Consider the following 21,982-nt stretch of genomic DNA (forward strand, 5'->3'; position numbering starts at 1 on the left):
GATCCCCCATTATTTGATCTTCGGGGGCTACTTTATCGATTCAGCTGTAGTAAAATTATGCAATTATTTTTTATCTATTGAGTGTGAGGTTGTCGCAATGTCGGTTTCTAAAAAACCTATGGTACTGGTGATTCTGGATGGCTATGGCTATCGTGAAGACAGCCAGGATAACGCCATCTTTAATGCCAAAACCCCGGTAATGGATGCTCTGTGGGCAAAACGCCCGCATACCTTGATTGATGCGTCTGGTCTGGAAGTCGGTCTGCCCGATCGCCAGATGGGCAACTCCGAAGTGGGTCACGTCAACCTGGGCGCGGGCCGCATCGTTTATCAGGACCTGACCCGTCTGGATGTTGAAATCAAAGAACGTACTTTCTTCGCCAACCCGGTGCTGACCGATGCGGTCGACCAGGCAAAAAATAGCGGTAAAGCGGTACACATCATGGGTCTGCTCTCTGCTGGCGGCGTTCACAGCCACGAAGATCACATCATGGCGATGGTAGAAATGGCCGCTGAACGCGGTGCTGAGAAAATCTATCTGCACGCTTTCCTTGATGGCCGTGATACCCCGCCGCGCAGCGCTGAACATTCCCTGCAGAAATTCGAAGAGAAATTTGCCGCACTGGGCAAAGGTCGCGTAGCGTCCATCATCGGTCGTTACTACGCTATGGACCGCGACAACCGTTGGGATCGCGTGGAGCAGGCTTATGACCTGATGACGCTGGCAAAAGGCGAATTCCAGTTCGCTACAGCTGTTGAAGGTCTGCAGGCGGCTTATGCCCGTGACGAAAACGACGAATTCGTTAAAGCCACCGTGATCCGTGCTGAAGGCCAGGCTGAAGCTGCTATGGAAGACGGTGATACGCTGATTTTCATGAACTTCCGTGCTGACCGTGCGCGTGAAATCACCCGTGCGTTTGTTAACGCTGACTTCGACGGCTTCGCCCGTAAGAAAGTCGTTAACCTCAACTTTGTGATGCTGACCGAATACGCGGCCGACATCAAAACTGCGGTTGCTTACCCACCAGCATCTCTGGCCAACACCCTTGGCGAGTGGATGGCGAAGAACGACAAAACGCAGTTGCGTATTTCCGAAACCGAAAAATACGCGCACGTGACCTTCTTCTTTAACGGCGGTGTAGAAGAGCCGTTCAAAGGCGAAGACCGTATTCTGATCAACTCACCGAAAGTCGCGACCTACGATCTGCAGCCGGAAATGAGCTCTGCTGAGCTGACCGAAAAACTGGTTGCTGCGATTGAGAGTGGGAAATACGACACCATCATTTGTAACTACCCGAACGGCGATATGGTGGGTCACACCGGGGTGATGGAAGCAGCGGTTAAAGCGGTTGAAGCGCTGGATCACTGCGTTGAGCAGGTGGCTAAAGCGGTTGAATCCGTTGGCGGCCAGTTGTTGATCACTGCAGACCATGGTAACGCAGAGCAAATGCGCGATCCGTCCACCGGTCAGGCGCATACTGCGCACACCAACCTGCCCGTTCCGCTGATTTATGTCGGTGGCAAAAACGTCAAAGCAGTTGAAGGCGGCAAACTTTCTGATATCGCCCCGACCATGCTGACGCTGATGGGTATGGAAATCCCGCAAGAGATGACTGGTAAGCCGCTGTTCATCGTGGAATAATCCCTCCCCATGAGGGGAAAGGCGATTAATACCATCACCCGGGCCGTGAAACTGCGTAAGTTTTCAGTCAGGCCCTTGTTCTACGCCAGCGCGCTTAGCGCTGGCGTATTGCTGTGCGCCTTTACCGCCCACGCGGACGAACGCGATCAGCTTAAATCTATTCAGGCTGATATCGCGGCAAAAGAACGCGCGGTACGCCAACAGCAACAACAACGCTCCACCCTCCTCGCTCAACTAAAAGCTCAGGAACAGGCTATCGCCGTGGCCGCAAGGCAACTGCGCGAAACACAAAACTCACTGGCGCAGTTGAATGCGCAAATCGCTGAGATGAACGCCGCACTCGCGAAGTTGGAAAAACAGCGGGCCGCACAAGAACGCAGCCTGGCAGCCCAGCTCGATGCAGCATTTCGTCAGGGCGAACACACCGGCATTCAGCTCATCCTAAGCGGTGAAGAGAGCCAGCGCGGGCAACGTCTACAGGCCTATTTCGGTTACCTGAACCAGGCGAGGCAAGAAACTATCGCGCAGCTGAAACAAACCCGCGAAGAGGTCGACTCGCAAAAAGCCGAGCTTGAAGATAAGCAAAGCGAACAGCAGACGTTACTGTACGAACAGCGCGCCCAGCAGGCTAAACTGGAGCAGGCGCGTAATGAACGCCAGAAAACGCTCTCGGGTCTGGAATCATCGATTCAACAAGGTCAGCAGCAACTGGGCGAAATGCGCGCCAACGAATCACGCCTGCGCAACAGCATTGCTCGCGCCGAAGCCGCAGCCAAAGCACGCGCAGAACGTGAAGCCCGCGAGGCGCAAGCCGTACGCGATAAGCAGCAGGATGCGTCACGAAAAGGCTCAACCTACAAGCCAACCGAAAGCGAAAAATCTCTGATGTCGCGTACCGGTGGTTTAGGTTCGCCGCGCGGCCAGGCATTCTGGCCCGTTCGTGGTCCAACGCTACATCGCTATGGCGAACAGCTGCAGGGTGAGCTACGTTGGAAGGGGATGGTTATTGGCGCATCCGAAGGCACCGAAGTTAAAGCTATTGCCGATGGTCGCGTCATTCTCGCGGACTGGCTGCAGGGCTATGGCCTGGTGGTGGTCGTTGAGCACGGTAAAGGCGATATGAGCCTGTACGGTTATAACCAGAGCGCGCTGGTCAGCGTCGGTACACAAGTTCGCGCCGGGCAACCTATTGCACTTGTGGGTAGCAGCGGCGGTCAGGGCAGGCCAGCACTCTATTTCGAAATTCGTCGCCAGGGTCAGGCGGTCAATCCACAGCCGTGGTTGGGAAGATAAGTTTTGCCTCATTTTCGTCGTCTGGTACTCTCTCTCGCCAGCCTGCTGGCCTTCGCAACACCTGTATTTGCTGGCAAACTCGCCATCGTCATTGATGATTTCGGCTACCGTCCGCACACTGAAAATCAGGTGCTGGCGATGCCTTCCACAGTCTCTGTTGCCGTTCTGCCAAACGCGCCACATGCGCGTGAAATGGCGACTAAAGCGCATAACAGCGGGCATGAAGTGTTGATCCACCTGCCGATGGCGCCACTGAGCAAGCAGCCATTAGAGAAAGATACTTTGCGCCCGGAAATGAGCAGCGAAGAGATTGAGCGGATTATTCGCGACGCGGTCAGCAAAGTACCGAATGCGGTCGGACTGAACAACCATATGGGCAGCGCGATGACCTCCAGCCTGTTCGGCATGCAGAAGGTGATGCAGGCACTGGAGCGCTACGATCTCTACTTTCTGGACAGCATGACCATCGGCAACAGTCAGGCAATGCGCGCAGCATCAGGAACTGGCGTGAAGGTCATCAAACGCAAAGTCTTCCTCGATGATACGCAAAACGAAGCCGACATTCGCCGTCAGTTCAATCGTGCCGTCGAGCTTGCGCGCCGCAACGGCTCAGCAATTGCCATTGGGCACCCACACCCTTCGACGGTTCGTGTTCTGCAGCAGATGCTTTATAACTTGCCAGCGGACATCACACTGGTTCGCCCAAGCAGCCTGCTCAATGAACCACAGGTGGATACGTCCAGACCAAACTTCACATCGCCGAAGAACGGTACGCCAGATACGCCGCGTAACCCTTTCCGCGGTGTAAATTTGTGCAAACCGAAGAAACCGATAGAGCCGGTTTACAACAGCCGCTTCTTCAGTGTGCTCGGTGAAAGCATCACCCAAAGCACGCTGGTGCAGTACATGCGCCTGCAGTGGCAGGGCTGGCAATAATTAGTCTTTAATATCCAGCGTTAAATGGGCCAGGCGGCGCGGCGTCAGTGATTTATCGCGCCACTGACTAAAGCGGATGGCCCACAATAGCACCTGATAACCCAGCTTAACGCTGCAAATATTGCTCACCATGCGCTTGAACATACCCGACACGAAAACCTCGGCAATCATACGCTGGCGGATTTTTTCATCCGGCTCTTTTCGGATGCAATGACAAACGCGTAGCGCTTCATAAATCACCTGCTGTTTGAACTCGGGGTAAATGGGAATGCGTCCGGCGTAATCGTGATTCATCTTATCCAGCAGACGGGTAATTTTGATGTAGTGGCGCTGGTAAGCCAGGTTCTTCTCTCCGGTACGCGGCAGACGACTGACGGACGCACCATGCAGGAAGTATTTGTAAAGCGGGACTTCCGTGTAACGCGCACGTTTGGCGTTAAACATAAACTCCGTCGTCCAGATAATATCCTGGTGGTGCAGACCGGACAGGAAAGTCAGTCCGGCGTCGCGAATGGTCTGATGACGGTATACGCCCATCCAGACAACGTGCCGCCAACGGCGACTGGCTAACGCTTTGCGTAACCAGTCCGGCCCGGTCATCACGCCGGTAGAACGAATTCGATCGGTAGGAATAGATGCCCATGTGTGACCGGTTTCCGCAATACACCAATCAGCATTGCACTGCGCAACGTCCAGATTATCTTTCAACGCCATATTCATCAGCGTTTCATACATTTCCGGATAGGCAATATCATCGCCGTCTACGTATGCGATGTACTCGCCCCTGGCGACTTCCATACCGGTATTACGCGCCACAGATACCCCACCATTGCGCTGGTGCAACAGATGCACGTGCGGATAACGATCCGCATAAGACTGAGCAAGCTCCGCTGAGTTATCCGTAGAACCATCATTCACAATGATGATCTCGAGGTTCTTCCAGGTTTGCGCAATCAGCGAATCCATACACGCAATGAACGGTTCACCCGTGTTGTACAGGGGCATAATGACGCTCAGGAGACCAGGGGTATAGGTCATATCAAATCCAGCCAGACAATAGAGTAATCGGCACTTTTTAGCATATTAAGCGGCAGATTTTCAGAAAAAAATATTAATTCTTTAGCGAAAAATGCGCCGGGCGGGAAGGCTCATGCAAGCAAAAAAAGCCCCGGATGTTAATGATAATCAACATCCGGGGACAACACTCAGAATCCACTGACTGGATAGGGTTAATCCCAGCTCAGGATCACTTTCCCTGACTGGCCTGAACGCATAGCGTCAAAGCCCTGTTGGAATTCATCGATGGAGAATCGATGGGTGATGATCGGCGACAAATCCAGACCAGACTGGATCAATGCAGCCATTTTGTACCAGGTTTCAAACATCTCGCGACCGTAGATACCCTTAATAAACAAACCTTTAAAGATAACCTTTGTCCAGTCAATAGACATGTCGGATGGTGGAATGCCCAGCATAGCAATGCGGCCACCGTGGTTCATAGTGTCCAGCATGGCGCGAAACGCGGGCGGCGCACCGGACATCTCCAGGCCCACATCAAATCCTTCAGTCATACCCAGTTCAGCCATCACGTCGGTCAGATTCTCTTTCGATACGTTGACCGCACGAGTGATGCCCATTTTACGCGCCAGCTCAAGGCGATACTCATTAACATCGGTAATCACCACGTGACGCGCGCCAACGTGCTTCGCAACCGCCGCAGCCATAATACCGATTGGACCCGCGCCGGAAACCAGCACATCTTCCCCAACCAGATCGAATGACAGCGCCGTGTGCACCGCATTACCGAACGGATCGAAAATAGACGCCAGGTCGTCGGAGATGTTGTCCGGGATTTTAAACGCATTAAACGCCGGGATCACCAGGTATTCCGCAAAGCAGCCAGGACGGTTTACGCCGACGCCGGTGGTATTGCGGCACAGGTGAGTCCGCCCACCGCGGCAGTTACGGCAATGTCCGCAGGTGATATGACCCTCACCGGAAACACGATCGCCGATTTTAAAGCCTTTAACTTCCTGACCGATGCCAACAACTTCGCCGACATATTCATGCCCAACGACCATCGGTACCGGGATGGTTTTTTGCGACCATTCATCCCAGTTATAAATGTGAACGTCAGTCCCGCAGATGGCTGTTTTACGGATTTTAATCAGCAAATCGTTATGGCCGACTTCCGGTTCAGGAACGTCGGTCATCCAAATGCCCTCTTCCGCTTTCAGTTTGGATAACGCTTTCATTTCACATCCTCAGGCAATAACGCCCAGTTGTTTACCAATGCGTGTGAACGCCTCAACAGCACGCGTAATCTGCTCAGGGGTATGCGCCGCAGACATCTGGGTACGGATACGCGCCTGACCTTTCGGAACCACCGGATAGAAGAACCCGGTAACGTAAATCCCCTCTTTTTGCAGTTCACGAGCAAAGTCCTGCGCGATCACCGCATCACCCAACATCACCGGGATAATCGCGTGATCGGCACCGGCCAGCGTAAAGCCAGCGGCGGACATTTGCTCACGGAACTGACGTGCGTTCGCCCACAGTCGGTCACGCAGTTCAGCTCCGGATTCCACCATCTCCAGTACCTTAATGGACGCAGCAACAATCGCCGGAGCCAGTGAGTTGGAAAACAGATACGGACGAGAACGCTGACGCAACCACTCAACCACTTCTTTGCGCGCTGCAGTGTAACCTCCGGATGCGCCACCGAGTGCTTTACCCAGTGTCCCGGTGATGATGTCCACACGGCCCATTACGTCACAATATTCATGGGAGCCACGACCATTCTCACCGACAAAACCGACGGCATGAGAGTCATCAACCATGACCAGCGCGTCGTATTTATCTGCCAGGTCACAAACGCCTTTCAGGTTAGCAATCACGCCGTCCATAGAGAACACGCCATCGGTGGCGATCAGGATATGACGAGCACCCGCTTCACGCGCTTCTTTCAGGCGCGCTTCCAGCTCGACCATATCGTTGTTGGCGTAACGGAAACGCTTTGCTTTACACAAACGAACGCCGTCAATGATAGAAGCATGGTTCAGGGCATCAGAGATAATGGCATCTTCCGCACCCAACAGCGTTTCAAACAGGCCGCCGTTGGCATCAAAACAGGAAGAGTAAAGGATGGCATCTTCCATACCGAGGAATGCCGCCAGTTTTTGCTCCAGTTGCTTATGGCTGTCCTGGGTACCGCAAATAAAGCGTACCGAAGCCATGCCAAATCCGTGAGAATCCATACCCACTTTTGCCGCCGCAATCAGCTCCGGGTGGTTAGCCAGCCCCAGATAGTTGTTTGCACAAAAGTTAATAACGTGGCTTCCGTCCGCCACGGTGATATCCGCCTGCTGGGCAGATGTAATAATGCGCTCTTCTTTAAACAATCCTTCCGCACGTGCGGTGTCGAGATCGTTCGTTAACTGTTTGTAAAAATCCCCACGCATTTCAATTCTCCAGACTGGGCAAATTTCAGCACATATTACCCAAAGCTATACGTTGATACGAGATGACGCATCACCACTTCTTCAAAATGAAGCATAAATCACGTGTACCCGCACGGCTTATCGGTGAATGGCTGAAGCCTGGGCCATGTAGTGATATGATAGAAAGTATTCGTGTCTGAGATTGTCTCTGACTCCATAATTCGAAGGTTACATTTATGATCATCGTTACCGGCGGCGCGGGCTTTATCGGCAGCAACATCGTTAAGTCCCTGAATGATAAAGGCATCACCGACATTCTGGTGGTGGACAACCTGAAAGACGGCACCAAGTTTGTTAACCTGGTGGATCTGAATATTGCTGACTACATGGACAAGGAAGACTTCCTGATCCAGATTATGGCCGGGGAAGATTTCGGCGATATCGAAGCGATTTTCCACGAAGGCGCATGCTCTTCCACCACCGAGTGGGACGGCAAGTATATGATGGATAACAACTATCAATACTCTAAAGAGCTGCTGCACTACTGCCTGGAGCGTGAAATCCCGTTCCTGTACGCATCCTCCGCCGCCACCTACGGCGGTCGCACTTCTGATTTCATCGAATCCCGTGAATACGAGAAACCACTGAACGTTTACGGCTACTCAAAATTCCTGTTCGACGAGTACGTTCGTCAGATCCTGCCGGAAGCCAATTCTCAGATTGTTGGCTTCCGCTATTTCAACGTCTACGGACCGCGTGAAGGCCATAAAGGCAGCATGGCGAGCGTCGCTTTCCACCTGAATACCCAGCTCAACAATGGCGAAACGCCAAAACTGTTCGAAGGCAGCGAAAACTTCAAACGTGATTTCGTTTACGTTGGCGATGTGGCTGCAGTGAACCTGTGGTTCCTGGAAAACGGGGTTTCCGGCATCTTTAACCTCGGTACCGGTCGTGCGGAATCTTTCCAGGCCGTTGCTGATGCTACGCTTGCGTACCACAAAAAAGGCAGCATTGAGTACATTCCATTCCCGGAAAAACTGAAAGGCCGCTACCAGGCGTTTACCCAGGCAGACCTGACTAACCTGCGCGCAGCGGGCTATGACAAGCCGTTTAAGACCGTTGCCGAAGGCGTAACGGAATATATGGCCTGGCTGAACCGCGACGCGTAAGAAGTTAGCATGAAAATACTGGTGATCGGCCCGTCATGGGTGGGCGACATGATGATGTCGCAAAGTCTCTATCGCACGCTTAAGGCGCGCTATCCCCAGGCGATAATCGACGTGATGGCACCGGCATGGTGCCGTCCGCTGCTGTCGCGTATGCCTGAAGTCAACGAAGCCATCGCCATGCCGCTGGGACACGGCGCGCTGGAGATTGGCGAACGCCGCAAACTCGGTCACAGCCTGCGTGAGAAACGCTATGACCGCGCTTATGTGCTGCCTAACTCGTTTAAATCCGCGCTGGTGCCTTTTTTTGCAGGCATCCCGCATCGCACCGGTTGGCGTGGCGAAATGCGCTACGGCCTGCTCAACGATGCGCGCGTGCTGGATAAAGACGCATGGCCGCTGATGGTCGAACGCTATGTAGCCCTGGCCTACGATAAAGGCGTGATGCTGTCGGCTAAAGATTTGCCGCAGCCTCTGCTATGGCCACAGTTGCAGGTCAGCGAAGGTGAAAAGTCTCTGACTTGTAGTCAGTTCTCCCTTTCTGCCGAACGCCCCATCATCGGTTTTTGCCCAGGTGCGGAATTTGGTCCGGCGAAACGCTGGCCACACTACCATTACGCAGAACTGGCTAAGCAACTGATCGACGAAGGTCATCAGATTGTGCTGTTTGGCTCAGCAAAAGACCATGAAGCCGGAAATGAAATCCTGGCAACGCTAAGCGTTGAGCAGCAGGCCTGGTGCCGTAATCTGGCGGGCGAAACGCAGCTTGAGCAGGCCGTCATTCTGCTCGCCGCCTGCAAAGCGGTCGTCACCAACGACTCTGGATTAATGCACGTTGCCGCAGCGTTGAATCGACCTCTGGTAGCGTTGTATGGCCCAAGTAGTCCGGACTTTACTCCGCCGTTGTCGCACAAAGCACGGGTTATTCGTCTGATTACGGGCTATCACAAAGTGCGCAAGGGCGATGCGGCAGAAGGCTATCACCAAAGTCTGATTGACATCACTCCCCAGCGCGTACTGGAAGAACTCAATGACCTGTTGTTACAAGAGGAAGCCTGACGGATGCGGGTTCTGATCGTTAAAACGTCTTCTATGGGCGATGTACTGCATACGTTGCCCGCATTAACCGATGCGCAACAGGCCATTGCGAATATTCAATTTGATTGGGTGGTCGAGGAAGGATTCGCCCAGATCCCTTCCTGGCATGCAGCCGTTGACCGGGTCATCCCCGTCGCGATTCGCCGCTGGCGTAAAGCCTGGTTTTCAGCGCCGATTAAAGCCGAGCGTGAAGCATTTCGCGACGCGGTACGTTTGCAGCAGTATGACGCAATAATTGATGCGCAGGGTCTGGTTAAAAGCGCTGCATTGGTGACACGTCTGGCGCGGGGCGTCAAGCATGGTATGGACTGGAGTACGGCCCGCGAGCCGTTGGCTAGCCTGTTTTATAATCGCAAACATCACATTGCCAAACAGCAGCACGCGGTAGAACGTACGCGTGAATTGTTCGCCAAAAGTCTGGGATATGCCAAACCGCAGTCGCAAGGTGATTACGCTATCGCTCAGCATTTTGTAAATCGATGCAATGCTGATACAGGCAAATATGCCGTATTTCTGCATGCCACAACGCGCGATGATAAGCACTGGCCGGAAGCCAACTGGCGGGAGCTAATTGGCCTGTTAAATAACGCAGGCATACGTATTAAACTGCCCTGGGGCTCCCCCCATGAAGAAGCGCGAGCCAAAAGGTTGGCAGAAGGTTTTCCTTACGTCGATGTCCTGCCGCGGATGAGTCTGGAAGAGGTTGCTCGCATCCTGGCGAGGGCAAAATTCGTGGTGTCGGTTGATACAGGCCTAAGTCATTTAACCGCCGCGCTGGATCGCCCTAATATCACGTTATACGGCCCAACAGACCCAGGATTGATTGGTGGGTATGGAAAGAATCAATACACACAGCAGAGCCATTCCGGAAAATTGCAGGATCTGGACGCAAGCTTAGTCAACGTATCGCTAATTGATAATAATTTGCTTTAACTTTAAGAGACGATCTATGCTTCGCCAACATACGCTTTCTCGTTTTGCTTGTAGTATCAAAAATAATCCTTTCGATTTTATATACGTCTTATTTTATGCTGGGATCCTGGTAACTCTTGCGATGCTACTGGTCAATCCAGATGAAGCATTGAAGGTATTTATTTTCTCCACGGCTCTGTCTCTGCCGATTATAGGAAAAAATATAAAGTATGTGTGCAGTAGCAAACAAAACCTGGTTTTGCCTTTTATGTTGCTGCTCTTCGGTTTGCTCCAGATTATTTGGGTAGAAGTATTTAAACAACCAGGCTCAGCCTTTACCGGTGCCTATCGTTCATACCAGAACGGTGGAAAAGTGATGATTTTCACCGCACTGGTTATGACAGCTCTGACATCGCGAGAGCCGTGTGCCGATAAAACTCGCATTACCAGTATCTGGACGCTCCTCACAGCAATCGGTTTGTATCTTTTCGCGGGCTACCAACTTGCTGGAGCAGCTGAACCTTTAAATTACCGTGTTGCACTGGGTTTTGAGCATCAAACCGGCACAGCCTATGCGCTTACGTTAATTGCGTTACTGGCGTCACAAGCCATTATTAATCTACGTCTGAAACGCACCGTTTTATTCTATCTGTTACATTTTTTGATATCGCTGGCGGTGATCATCACAACGCAGACCCGAGCAGCGATATTAGTGTATCCGATCCTGAGTATCGGATTATTTTTCATGCACTACCGCCACAACCGCACTATGTTATTAAAAGCATTACTGGCCTTTGTGGTGCTGGTCGGGCTGGCGGCAATTCCGTTAAAACCAGTCATTGAAAGTCGCTATCAGAACTTCCTGGTCGATCTGCACTCTTATAATCAAAACAATAGCAACACCTCTATTGGCGCGAGACTTGCGATGCAACGGGCAGGTATTGAATCCGGGAAAGGTCATGACTGGGGACAATCACTTGAACAACGCGGCGCAGAAATTCAACGACTTGCGGTGCAAGATACTTCCCTACAAGGAGCTCTTGAGTTCATTAACGTCCATCTGCATAACGAAATCATTGACACCTTTTCGCTAAAGGGCATCCCTGGGGTTGTTGTGCTACTCTTGCTCTATATCGCCATGTTTTTAACAGCTTACTGGCAACGTAGTCCCTTGTTGTTCGTTATCTCAGGCGCAATCGCTATCTATGGCTTGAGTGATTTATTATTATATGCCAAAGGTGAAGCTCTGAGCAGCGTACTGGCTTTATGTATAGCAGCAGTGCTGAGCTCGAATCCAACGAGAGAATCATGCTATGATTAGCGCTTCAGGTTATTTACTGAGCATTATAATACCTACATACAACAATGCTGAACTCATCACAGCGACGTTGGCGTCGATCCATCAGAGTATTACTGATGATGTTGAGCTAATCATTGTTAACGATGGCTCAACAGATTTAACTGAAGAGCGTATCAAGGCATTTTATCGCGAGCAAAAATGTCACAACGTCAAGTATATAAGCCAAAAAAATCAAGGTGTTGCTATCACCCGTAACGTTGGCCTTGCCCATGCGACAGGGAAATATATTGGCTTTGTTGACAGTGACGATATTGTCTGCACAGATTATTTCACTATTCTTCTTCCTAAATTAAGAGAAGAAAAATACGACATTCTCGAATTTAATTTAACCCGGGATATAAAAAATCTGTATCAGAACTCATCTGGTATAGAAAACGGAATTAACCAGCACGAAATTATATTATCGGATGATAATTATACTCCTCTGATACCAATATTCCGGGCAGGGCAATGGCATCTCATGACAAAAATCTTCCATCGTGACGTTATTGGCAACGATCAATTCGAAGAACATCGTCGGTATGAAGACATGATTTTCTGCCCTTTCCAATACTTTAAATGCCATAAAATATTAAAGATTGAGAATAAACTGTATTTTTACCGGAGAAATGAGAAGAGCATTACCGAGAACATTATTGATAGTGATGCGGACAGTATCTTTTTTGCTATGCGTAAAATGTATAACTATATAAATAGTAATAGCGCAAAGCGTACTGTTGCCACACTTATGATCATCAACTGTTTTCTGGAAGGACGGAAACTGTTACGCAAGAAAAAAGGTTATTATCGCTACAGCGAAAGCATGCTGAATGACATTCAGAATGCACTAGCATGCTGTGACACAAAAATCGTTAAGAAAAAAATAATTCTTAAAATGAAATACCCCCATATTGATCGTTCTATTTCTGAAATAAGATATAAAACAATATCTGGTTTTAAGAACTTATTTTTTCGAAAGGGATTTTAACATGTTTGAAAAAATTGATCGAGTTCTTATTTGCAAGCTCAAATTTTATGGAGATGTTCTGTTAACAACGCCGGTCATTGCCAGCATTCGGGCTCGTTATCCACATGCCAAGATCGATCTGCTCCTTTATAAAGATACCAAAGCAATCTTAGCAGCCCACAAAGACATCAATGCATTTTATCTCATTGAGAAAAAACAGGGCCTGCTGGCAACAGCAAAAAATTATCTCTCAGTACGTCAGCAACTGAAGAAAAATCACTATGACCTGATTGTTAACCTTACCGAGCAATGGCCAATTGGTGCACTTATCGCCTCTTTACGCCGTCCTTCAATTGCCTTCCAGCGCGAGAAAGATCACTGGAACCGACTTTTTACGCGAGTAACCCCCTCAATTGGGACACATATTGTTGAACAAAACCTATCGATTCTAAAAGGCATTGGTTTTAGCGAAGCAGAATTGAAGAAAGAGATGTCACTGAGTTATCGGCAGGACGATTATCAACATCTGGTATCCCTGTTACCCACTTTGCCTGCGCAGAAATATGTCGTTATTCAGCCCACTGCCAGGCAAGAGTTTAAATGCTGGGATGATGAGAAGTTCGCGCATGTTATAGACCACCTGCATCAGCGTGGTTTGCATGTTTATCTTACCTGTGGGCCAGCATTAAGTGAGCAGCAACAGGTTCAGCGCATTGCTGAACTGTGCCAATCTCCCCCCGACCTGACGCTGGCAGGTAAAACAACCTTCCTGCAACTGGCTGCGTTGATCGACCATGCTGTTTTGTACATTGGTGTCGATTCTGCACCGATGCATATGGCAGCAGCGCTAAAGACACCGCAAGTTTGCCTGTTTGGTGCCACCAATTTTCAACAATGGAAGCCGTGGTCTGATAAAGCCATTTTGATTTGGGCTGGCGAATACCATCCGATGCCTTCGCGGGATGAACTTGACCGGTCAAAAAAATATCTGACATGGATACCGGAACAGGCCGTGGTTGACGCTATCGATACGGTACTTCATGATAATGACAATGTTCAAGGTAATGAGAAAGCATAAATGGACAACAAAAATAACATTATTAATATTGCTTACTGTACAGATGCTAATTATCTGGAATATGTAGCAGTGTCCATTATGTCTGTCATAATGAACAACCCGGAACAGGACCTGTCATTTTTTGTCTTTGTGTATGACGTTACTGACGAAGAAATCAATAAACTGCGTTCTACCAGTGATAAAATTCAGGTTATCAATATCGATAAAGAAGAGATTGAAAAGTATAATAATGACTTTGCAATCAAACACTTGAACCGTTCGACCTATATGCGTCTGGCCGTACCGCGCTTACTAAAAGATACAGTTGAGCATTTTATCTACTTAGATGCCGATACCCTGTGTTTTGATAAGCTCAATGACATTAACAACATTGATATCAGCAAGGTTATTTGTGCAGTCAGCCACGACTCTCTCGATACTCATGATACAAAAAATGCCAAACGCCTGGGTTTGAGTACTGGTCATTATTTCAACGCTGGTTTTTTGTATATTAATATTGAAAATTGGATCAAGTTTGATATTGAAAATAAAGCAAACACCGTGTTATTTGAACAAGGTAAATCCTTACCTTACTTTGACCAGGATGCATTGAATATCGCAATGGACGGTAACGTTAAGTTTATTGATAACCGATGGAATTTTTTGTTCAACTGGTTTACCGATCAACAAAAAGAGATATTCTTTTACCAAAAAGATACTCTGCCAAGAATTATCCACTTCACTGGTGGAAGGAAGCCCTGGTATAAAGAACATACCGGGCTTTCACAACAACTTTATCTCTTCTACCATCATTTCACGCCATGGAGAGATACTGCATTGCGCTCCTATGCTCCACGTATGAGGCCTACTGATTATCGGGTTTACTCGCGCCAGGAAGCCAAAAAGGGGAATTACTGCGCGTCTGTCAAATGGTATATAAAATACCTTAAGACTAAATTACGTTAATAAAAAACTCCCGTAAGGGAGTTTTTTTACTTACTTTTAATTTTTTCCCGCAAATAGCCAATATAGCTAATTACCGAAGTGAAATACTTCCCTTGTAATCTCTCATGGCGTGATTTCTTTTTATATTGTTTTGGTGTTCTGGCGGGTAACAATGGAACATCCGCCCAAGGTGAAGCCTTCCAGGCATCAACAAAAAACTGTGCTGAAGGATAATTTGCCCATGAATTCCAGGGTTTAGTTACGCCTATATAATGGATAAGGATAGTATCATCTGTTATATATTTTTTATAACTTGAGGTATCCTTACTTTTGAGCTCTTGTTTAATTCCGTAAATTGCGTCATAAATTCTTGGTAAAAAAATTGTTTTACCAAAAAACATTATATTTAAGACATCCTGATCCAGAAAAGCGAATTTTCTGGTCTTATCCAGGAGAATCGAAAATGCTTCAGAAAAGAATTTCTGCTTTTTCCATTCTTTTAAATTTGCAAATATAACACCGGCATTGAAGTATTGTTCGTTAAATTCCGGAGTATCAAGTCGCTGCGCAGCATACTCCCGACTCTCTTCAACATCCTGAATAACCGCTGCAACATGATGTTCCAGAGTGATTTGTGTTAACTCAATAAGCGACCCTTTACATACAACGTCAGCGTCAATATAGAGAAGATTATCGATCTTTTCGCTAAGATACTCAAATGCGATAAATCTGAAGTAGGTCGCATGTGACCATGCATTTCCACACGGAAGGATCTTTAATCCTTCAGCATCCATCACATATACAGTGATATTGGTAGAAAACTGCTTTGCTAGTTTTTCTAATCTTTTACGGTAATCTGAGCCAAGATAATCAGTAAAAAGATGAAAATGTATGCTGATATCTTTGTTATGTAGTAAAACGGACGACATCGAAACTGCCGCCCCAAACATAAAGTTTTGATCAACCCCCCATGCAATATTGAGCTGTGGAGTTTGAGTCTCTGGAGCCCCAAAAACCTCAATGGTGTCTTTAATAGACTGATGACAATCAAAATTCATGTACTACACCTTTTTATATGCTATCTGAAAATTATCTGCACATCTAAATACTAATGAGACCGTGCACTATGTAGTTTGTTTTTTATATACATTACATGACTAAGTATCGAGCGGATATATTTCCGCTGCACTCTCTCATGCCGTGACTTTCGTTTATACAATTTTGCTGTATTTGCATTTAATAAGGATTTTTCCGCCCATGCGGATTTTTTATATGCGTCGATGAAAAATTTAGCCACTGGATATTTTGCCCATGTATGCCATGGTTTAGTGACACCGACATAATGTATTAAAACAGTATCATCTGTAATATAATTCTGGTAAATTTTATCGTTTTTATTTTTTAGTTCCTGATCTACACCATAAATGCAGTTAAAATCTCGTCTCAGGAAAATCACATTACCAACGAATAATATATTCAGAACATCCTGGTCAAAATAAAGCAGTTCTTTTTGGCGTTCATCTAAGATAGAAAATGCCTTTGTCAATAACTGCTGCTCACGCCAAACTTCAAGATTCGCAAACACCACTCCGGAGTTAAAGTATCCATTACTCAGTTCAGGAATACCGAGCCTGTTGCCAGATTTAGTACGTACTTCATCAACATCATTGATAACAGCAGCATATTCCCCACAGAAGTTAATCTCGGTAAGTTCTCGTAGAGAACCTTTGCAAATGACATCGGCATCAAGATACAGTACCGAACTTAACTCAGTACTTAAATATTCAAATGCGAAATAACGATAGTACATTGCATAAGTCCATGCTTTCGTACTCGGCAACTCACGAAATGCCGCGTTATCGAACACAAGGACAGTGACTGTCGTACTGTACATTTGCGTCAGGCGTTTTACGCTCTCCAGATAATCATCATCGATATAGTCTGTTGCTATATAAAAGTGAATATCAATATCAGGATTATTCACTAATACTGAGGTCATAGAAATGCCGGAACCAAACAAAAAATTACGATCGACACCATACGCAACACTTAATTTTTTACTCTTATCATGCGAGGAGCTGTCGATAACATGTTTTTGAATGATTAGCTTCTGGAAATCAATGTTCATAATAAAATGGCCTCAAACTTCATGTGTTATTTATAGCGCTTTTCTAATTGTTCTTTGTCTTATTTTTTGCGCTTTTGTGACAGCCTGTTCAAACAACCTGACTTCCTGACGAAAGATTTCACGTAGTGGCATCGAAAAATAGACACGTAAAAAACGATAGATATCTCTGGGCGTCAACCCGATCTCAAGTGAAGAGAAATAGAGTCCAATCAGATCCTTATCCCGCCAGCGACGTGGTACATGCTGGCGTATTTGTGCACGATGCAAATCAATTACGGAAAGTTTGATGTTCGCAACGTCTGCCGGCATCGGCTGCTGGAGCAGGAAATGGCAGATATAGCAATCCCGGTGATTTACCCCGCCCCGATGCATTTTACCCACCATTTCTGCCACGCGGGTAATAATTGTCCGTTTTAATACAAAATCAGGGCGCTCAACTTTCCACCTTGCACAAAAATCTTCAAGGCTTATGGCAGGAGAGAGATCTTCAGTGATGATAAATGAGGTTCGCTCTAAAGGATTCAGTCCTTTCTGCCCAAATGCAACACCGGTCATTGTGTCAACATTCAGTTCCTGTAAGCGATGAATTGCCAACCACTCACGGTCTGCGCCAAGTACAGGCATACGTAAAGAAATAAGGTTCTTAACCACTTCTTTAAGCGTGGTTCCATGATGATATTTAAGGAAATACCCTTTACCCATCATCTCAAAACGCAGGGTTCGCCGTGTTTCCAGAGCGCGAAAAACTTCACCATCCAACTTAGTGACTTCCGTAAACGGGTCTTTTCCTTGCCATTGCGTGGCAAATGGTTCTTTTAACTCAATCATTATCAAGACCTAAAATGATATCCGCAGCCTTATCTGCCAGGCTGTAGAGATCTTCTGTATCAGCAAAATGCCGCGCGTTCCTGACCCAATAACTTCTCTGCTCATTATTTTGCAGCGCATCGAAAAGTGCTGTATTCAGATTTTCCTGTTCAAAAGGTTCAGGAATCACCACCCCACACTGGGCGGCATTAATATAACCCGCATAGCCGCATACTTCAGTGGTTAATACTGGCAGCCCGGCAACTACAGCCTCCAACAAGACAATACCAGCAGCTTCCTGAACAGCCGGGTGAAGCAATAAATCGGCCGCAGACATCAATTCAGCGACATCATCCCGCCCCGAGAAGAACTGCACTTGTTCTTCAATACCCAATTGACGAGCCTGAGTGCGGTAACGATCGGCCTTATCCTGACCAACAACCATCAATCGCGTACGGTGACGTATAGCCTCAGGTAAAGAAGCCAACGCCTGCAATGTTCTTGGCACGCCTTTGCGTTTGAAATCAGAACCTACCTGCAGGAGTAGAAACTGATCGAGACCAATACCGTTTTTTTCTCTGACAATCTGCCTGCTGTTTTCAGGTTGCTGGCTGTACTTTCTGTCAGGGTATATTCCTGGTGGCAGAATACGAAAACGCTGGCTCTCAGTTTGGTAATGATGTTTGAAATCACCAATTTGTTTATCAGTTAACATCAATAGCGTGGTACCAGCACCTTGCTGAAATGCCGCTTTTTCAAAAGCGGAGTAATGCCGGTACCGACGCGTCAACTTGTAGAAAAAGCCTTTCTCACGGGCGACTTTCTCCGCGTAGCAAACGTCGGCGGCGTAATACACATCCAAGCCAGGCATTTTGTTAAACCCGACGACACGATCGACGGGATGCTGACGTAAATAATCCTGAACCCACTGATAATATTGCTCATTTTTCCCGTGATTGGTTCTGGATGAGACGGGGACAAGTATAATCTCCAGTTCATCCGGACGCTCGCCCTGCCATGACTGGGTAAACACCTGAACATGATGACCACGCGCAGCAACCGTAAGTGCTACCCGCAAGAAATCACGCTGTAGCCCACCATAGGGAAAATATTTGTACAAACAAAAAGCAATATTCATGCATCAATATCCGCATCGCGTCGCCAGACATACCGAGTCGGAAACATCAGAGTCGTGTAATCCAAGCCTGAACCATTAAAAGATTACCTCTCATGTTTTCGAAACGTCCCTGCCCGCTAGCTACCTGAAATTGTGTAGTAGTATATCATTTATTGCCACGCATTCCGAAATGAATATTTTTTGAACAAAAAACAAAATAATCTATTAAAAACATAAAGATATAAATTAAAATAGCTCACCAGAAAACCCACGCCGCACAAGACGTTAAGTCATGTAAATGCGGTCCTATGCATTTTTGAAATAACCACCTGTTAAAATAATGCTTCACCAATTCCATCGTTTTGAGACAACCTGGATAAAAATGATGGTAAAGCCATAGTTAAATACATAGAATCCCCAGCACATTCATAAGTCAGCTACCATTATGCTCGAATTGCTTTACACCGCCCTTTTCTACCTTATTCAGCCTTTGATCTGGATACGGCTTTGGGTGCGCGGACGTAAGGCTCCGGCCTACCGTAAACGCTGGGGTGAACGCTACGGCTTTTACCGCCGTCCGCTAAAGCCAGGCGGCATCATGCTTCATTCGGTATCTGTGGGTGAGACGCTGGCAGCGATCCCTTTGGTCCGCGCTCTGCGACATCGTTACCCTGACTTGCCAATCACGGTTACCACCATGACGCCAACTGGCTCAGAGCGTGTCCAGTCTGCGTTTGGTGCTGACGTTCAGCACGTCTATTTACCTTACGATTTACCTGACGCACTCAATCGTTTCCTGAATAAAGTTGACCCCAAGCTGGTGTTAATTATGGAAACTGAGCTATGGCCAAATCTCATTGCAGCACTGCACAAACGCCATATTCCTCTGGTTATCGCCAACGCCCGGCTTTCAGCTCGCTCGGCTGCTGGCTACGGGAAATTGGGTAAATTTGTTGGCAGATTGCTACGTCGCATTACGCTCATTGCTGCGCAAAATGAAGAAGATGGCGCGCGTTTTATTGCGCTTGGCGCCAGAAGCAATCAGGTCACCGTTACTGGTAGCCTGAAGTTTGATATTTCCGTCACGCCACAACTGGCTGCAAAAGCGGTTACATTGCGTCGGCAATGGGCGCCTCACCGCCCGGTATGGATCGCAACAAGCACCCACGACGGTGAAGAAAGCATTATCATTGCCGCCCATCAGGCGTTATTAAACCAGTTCCCTAATCTATTACTGATTCTGGTACCCAGACATCCTGAACGATTCCCGGATGCCATCAACCTCGTACGCCAGGCTGGACTAAGCTATACGACACGCTCTTCTGGCGAAGTTCCGTCATCAGGTACTCAGGTCGTGATTGGCGACACCATGGGCGAGCTGATGTTGTTGTACGGTATTGCCGATCTTGCTTTTGTCGGCGGTTCACTGGTCGAACGTGGTGGGCACAACCCACTTGAAGCGGCAGCGCATGCCATTCCGGTACTGATGGGGCCACATACGTTTAATTTTAAAGATATTTGCGCCCGCCTTGAACAGGCAAGCGGACTGATCACGGTCACCGACGCAAGCACGCTGGCGAAAGAAGTCTCTTCTTTACTGACCGATGCAGATTATCGTAATTTTTATGGCCGTCACGCAGTTGAAGTTCTGTATCAAAATCAGGGCGCGCTTCAGCGTCTGCTGCAGCTGCTGGAACCTTATCTGCCACCCAAAACGCATTGAGGCAAGCCATGCAAAAACGGGCGATTTATCCAGGAACCTTTGATCCCATAACTAACGGCCATCTTGATATCGTGACGCGTGCGACCAGCATGTTCGATCACGTAATCCTGGCAATTGCCGCAAGTCCCAGTAAAAAACCGATGTTTACCCTTGAAGAGCGCGTTGAGCTGGCACAACAGGCAACGGCGCATCTCGGCAATGTGGAAGTTCTGGGCTTCAGCGATCTGATGGCAAACTTTGCCCGCGATAATCAGGCTAACATTCTGATCCGTGGTCTACGTGCGGTGGCTGATTTTGAGTATGAAATGCAGCTGGCCCATATGAACCGTCATCTCATGCCGCAACTGGAAAGCGTCTTTCTGATGCCGTCTAAAGAGTGGTCATTTATCTCATCGTCACTGGTGAAAGAAGTCGCCCGCCACCAGGGTGACGTGACGCATTTTCTGCCGGAAAACGTCCATCAGGCATTATTGAGTAAACTGAAGTAATTCGTCTGGCCGGATGAGCGTCCGGCCGATAGGGTGTTATTTCTGACAGCACCTGCAGTAGAACGTTGTGCGCTGGGCGTGTTTTGTCGCAATGACTGGCGCGCCGCATACGCGACAGGGTTCGCCTTCTCTCCCATAGACCTGCAGCTCCTGAGCAAAATAGCCCGGCTTACCGTCACTTTGCAGAAAATCCTTCAGCGTCGTCCCGCCCTGCTCGATAGAACGCAGCAAAACCGCCTTGATAACGCGCACCAGCAGTTCACACTCATCCTGCGACAGCGATGACGCCAGACGGTCAGGATGGATACCCGCCGCAAACAGCGACTCGCTGGCATAGATGTTTCCCACCCCCACCACCAGCTTGTTATCCATCAGCCAAGGTTTAATCGCGGTTTTCTTCTTCGCACATTTCTGCTGCAGGTAACCGGCATTGAAATCGTCGCTCAGCGGCTCAGGGCCAAGATGGGCGAAGACATTATGCCCATCCAGTTCTTTAGTCCACAGCCAGGCACCAAAACGACGCGGATCGGTATAACGCAGGACTTTGCCGTTACTCATCACCAAGTCGACGTGGTCATGCTTTTCTGCCGGAAGCTCTTCAGGAAGGATACGCAAACTACCCGACATCCCCAGATGAATGATTACCCAGCCATCCGGCAGCTCCAGAAGCAGGTATTTCGCGCGCCGCTGTACGCTCAGAACAGGCTTATCACTCAGACGATAGATTTCCTCTGATACCGGCCAACGCAAACGACCGTTACGCACAGTCGCGCGCATAATCGTTGCTCCCACCAGATGCGGCTCAATCCCGCGACGACTGGTTTCGACTTCAGGTAATTCAGGCATAGTATCTCCGGCGGTGTATCAGGTCTCATTAATATGGGGACGGCCAGAAAACAAAAAACCCCGCCGAGGCGAGGTTTT

Annotated in this window: 20 protein-coding genes; 12 read left to right on the top strand and 8 right to left on the bottom strand. The window is 48.3% G+C overall.

From position 1 onward, the window contains the following. The first annotated feature begins 97 nt into the window (after positions 1 to 97). Genes gpmM through OGX99_RS05290 form a run of 3 tightly spaced genes read left to right on the top strand, consistent with a single transcriptional unit; the run spans position 98 to position 3,871 of the window. Positions 98 to 1,642, top strand: a complete 1,545-nt coding sequence (gene gpmM / locus OGX99_RS05280) for a 2,3-bisphosphoglycerate-independent phosphoglycerate mutase (RefSeq protein WP_040231588.1) — start codon at positions 98 to 100, stop codon at positions 1,640 to 1,642. Positions 1,643 to 1,675: 33 nt separating this feature from the next. Next, complete coding sequence (envC, locus tag OGX99_RS05285; protein WP_252838613.1) at positions 1,676 to 2,935, top strand: murein hydrolase activator EnvC; 1,260 nt, start codon at positions 1,676 to 1,678, stop codon at positions 2,933 to 2,935. A gap of 3 nt (positions 2,936 to 2,938) precedes the next feature. Further along, complete coding sequence (locus OGX99_RS05290) at positions 2,939 to 3,871, top strand: divergent polysaccharide deacetylase family protein (protein WP_151217005.1); 933 nt, start codon at positions 2,939 to 2,941, stop codon at positions 3,869 to 3,871. On the opposite strand, the gene OGX99_RS05295 is transcribed toward OGX99_RS05290, so the two are convergent. From OGX99_RS05295 to kbl, 3 genes are all read right to left on the bottom strand, one after another. Continuing rightward, complete coding sequence (locus OGX99_RS05295) at positions 3,872 to 4,909, bottom strand: glycosyltransferase (protein ID WP_286542867.1); 1,038 nt, start codon at positions 4,907 to 4,909, stop codon at positions 3,872 to 3,874. It abuts the gene before it with no gap. Positions 4,910 to 5,100: 191 nt separating this feature from the next. Then, complete coding sequence (tdh, locus tag OGX99_RS05300) at positions 5,101 to 6,126, bottom strand: L-threonine 3-dehydrogenase (protein ID WP_003024132.1); 1,026 nt, start codon at positions 6,124 to 6,126, stop codon at positions 5,101 to 5,103. 9 nt (positions 6,127 to 6,135) lie between these two features. Next, complete coding sequence (kbl, locus tag OGX99_RS05305) at positions 6,136 to 7,332, bottom strand: glycine C-acetyltransferase (protein WP_210904135.1); 1,197 nt, start codon at positions 7,330 to 7,332, stop codon at positions 6,136 to 6,138. Positions 7,333 to 7,547: 215 nt separating this feature from the next. Between kbl and rfaD the strand changes: the two genes are divergently transcribed. Genes rfaD through OGX99_RS05340 form a run of 7 tightly spaced genes read left to right on the top strand, consistent with a single transcriptional unit; the run spans position 7,548 to position 14,816 of the window. Beyond that, positions 7,548 to 8,480 carry an ADP-glyceromanno-heptose 6-epimerase gene (gene rfaD, locus OGX99_RS05310; RefSeq protein WP_003827312.1) on the top strand — a complete coding sequence of 311 codons (933 nt, stop codon included), beginning with the start codon at positions 7,548 to 7,550 and terminating at the stop codon, positions 8,478 to 8,480. A gap of 9 nt (positions 8,481 to 8,489) precedes the next feature. Next, complete coding sequence (rfaF, locus tag OGX99_RS05315) at positions 8,490 to 9,536, top strand: ADP-heptose--LPS heptosyltransferase RfaF (RefSeq protein WP_071685699.1); 1,047 nt, start codon at positions 8,490 to 8,492, stop codon at positions 9,534 to 9,536. Positions 9,537 to 9,539: 3 nt separating this feature from the next. Continuing rightward, on the top strand, positions 9,540 to 10,508 hold the full coding sequence (gene rfaC / locus OGX99_RS05320; RefSeq protein ID WP_151217009.1) for a lipopolysaccharide heptosyltransferase RfaC: 969 nt from the start codon (positions 9,540 to 9,542) through the stop codon (positions 10,506 to 10,508). A 16-nt stretch (positions 10,509 to 10,524) separates the two neighbouring features. Then, positions 10,525 to 11,808: an O-antigen ligase family protein gene (locus tag OGX99_RS05325; RefSeq protein ID WP_279574226.1), complete on the top strand. Its 1,284-nt coding sequence runs from the start codon at positions 10,525 to 10,527 to the stop codon at positions 11,806 to 11,808. Continuing rightward, on the top strand, positions 11,801 to 12,814 hold the full coding sequence (locus OGX99_RS05330) for a glycosyltransferase family 2 protein (protein WP_286542870.1): 1,014 nt from the start codon (positions 11,801 to 11,803) through the stop codon (positions 12,812 to 12,814). The genes OGX99_RS05325 and OGX99_RS05330 overlap by 8 nt, the downstream gene beginning before the upstream one ends. A 1-nt stretch (position 12,815) precedes the next feature. Further along, positions 12,816 to 13,871, top strand: a complete 1,056-nt coding sequence (rfaQ, locus tag OGX99_RS05335) for a lipopolysaccharide core heptosyltransferase RfaQ (RefSeq protein WP_151217012.1) — start codon at positions 12,816 to 12,818, stop codon at positions 13,869 to 13,871. Then, the gene (locus OGX99_RS05340) at positions 13,872 to 14,816 is read left to right on the top strand and encodes a glycosyltransferase family 8 protein (RefSeq protein ID WP_187259821.1); all 945 of its coding nucleotides are present in this window, start codon (positions 13,872 to 13,874) and stop codon (positions 14,814 to 14,816) included. A 26-nt stretch (positions 14,817 to 14,842) separates the two neighbouring features. Here OGX99_RS05340 and OGX99_RS05345 read toward each other — a convergent pair whose 3' ends face one another. The 4 genes from OGX99_RS05345 to OGX99_RS05360 are packed head-to-tail and all read right to left on the bottom strand — an operon-like array spanning position 14,843 to position 18,868. Continuing rightward, positions 14,843 to 15,853: a glycosyltransferase family 8 protein gene (locus OGX99_RS05345; RefSeq protein WP_187253872.1), complete on the bottom strand. Its 1,011-nt coding sequence runs from the start codon at positions 15,851 to 15,853 to the stop codon at positions 14,843 to 14,845. A 50-nt stretch (positions 15,854 to 15,903) separates the two neighbouring features. Beyond that, positions 15,904 to 16,923, bottom strand: coding sequence for a glycosyltransferase family 8 protein (locus OGX99_RS05350; RefSeq protein WP_151217017.1), 1,020 nt, complete (start codon positions 16,921 to 16,923; stop codon positions 15,904 to 15,906). 30 nt (positions 16,924 to 16,953) lie between these two features. After that, entirely contained in the window at positions 16,954 to 17,751 is a 798-nt protein-coding gene (rfaP, locus tag OGX99_RS05355) for a lipopolysaccharide core heptose(I) kinase RfaP (protein ID WP_151217019.1), read from the bottom strand. Further along, positions 17,744 to 18,868 (bottom strand): glycosyltransferase family 4 protein, encoded by a 1,125-nt coding sequence (locus OGX99_RS05360; RefSeq protein WP_151217020.1) that lies wholly within the window; start codon positions 18,866 to 18,868, stop codon positions 17,744 to 17,746. Before OGX99_RS05360 ends, rfaP begins: the two co-directional genes overlap by 8 nt. A 424-nt stretch (positions 18,869 to 19,292) precedes the next feature. Between OGX99_RS05360 and waaA the strand changes: the two genes are divergently transcribed. Beyond that, a complete protein-coding gene (gene waaA, locus OGX99_RS05365) occupies positions 19,293 to 20,570 on the top strand; it encodes a lipid IV(A) 3-deoxy-D-manno-octulosonic acid transferase (protein ID WP_187253873.1) in 1,278 nt (425 codons plus the stop codon). An 8-nt stretch (positions 20,571 to 20,578) separates the two neighbouring features. Beyond that, on the top strand, positions 20,579 to 21,058 hold the full coding sequence (gene coaD / locus OGX99_RS05370; protein ID WP_114681566.1) for a pantetheine-phosphate adenylyltransferase: 480 nt from the start codon (positions 20,579 to 20,581) through the stop codon (positions 21,056 to 21,058). 36 nt (positions 21,059 to 21,094) lie between these two features. Here the strand turns inward: coaD and mutM are convergent, their stop codons facing one another. After that, positions 21,095 to 21,904: a bifunctional DNA-formamidopyrimidine glycosylase/DNA-(apurinic or apyrimidinic site) lyase gene (gene mutM / locus OGX99_RS05375; protein WP_286542875.1), complete on the bottom strand. Its 810-nt coding sequence runs from the start codon at positions 21,902 to 21,904 to the stop codon at positions 21,095 to 21,097. Between the last annotated feature and the right edge of the window lie 78 nt (positions 21,905 to 21,982).

The sequence above is a fragment of the Citrobacter sp. Cu096 genome (assembly GCF_030332285.1).
Taxonomy (GTDB): Bacteria; Pseudomonadota; Gammaproteobacteria; order Enterobacterales; family Enterobacteriaceae; genus Citrobacter; species Citrobacter meridianamericanus.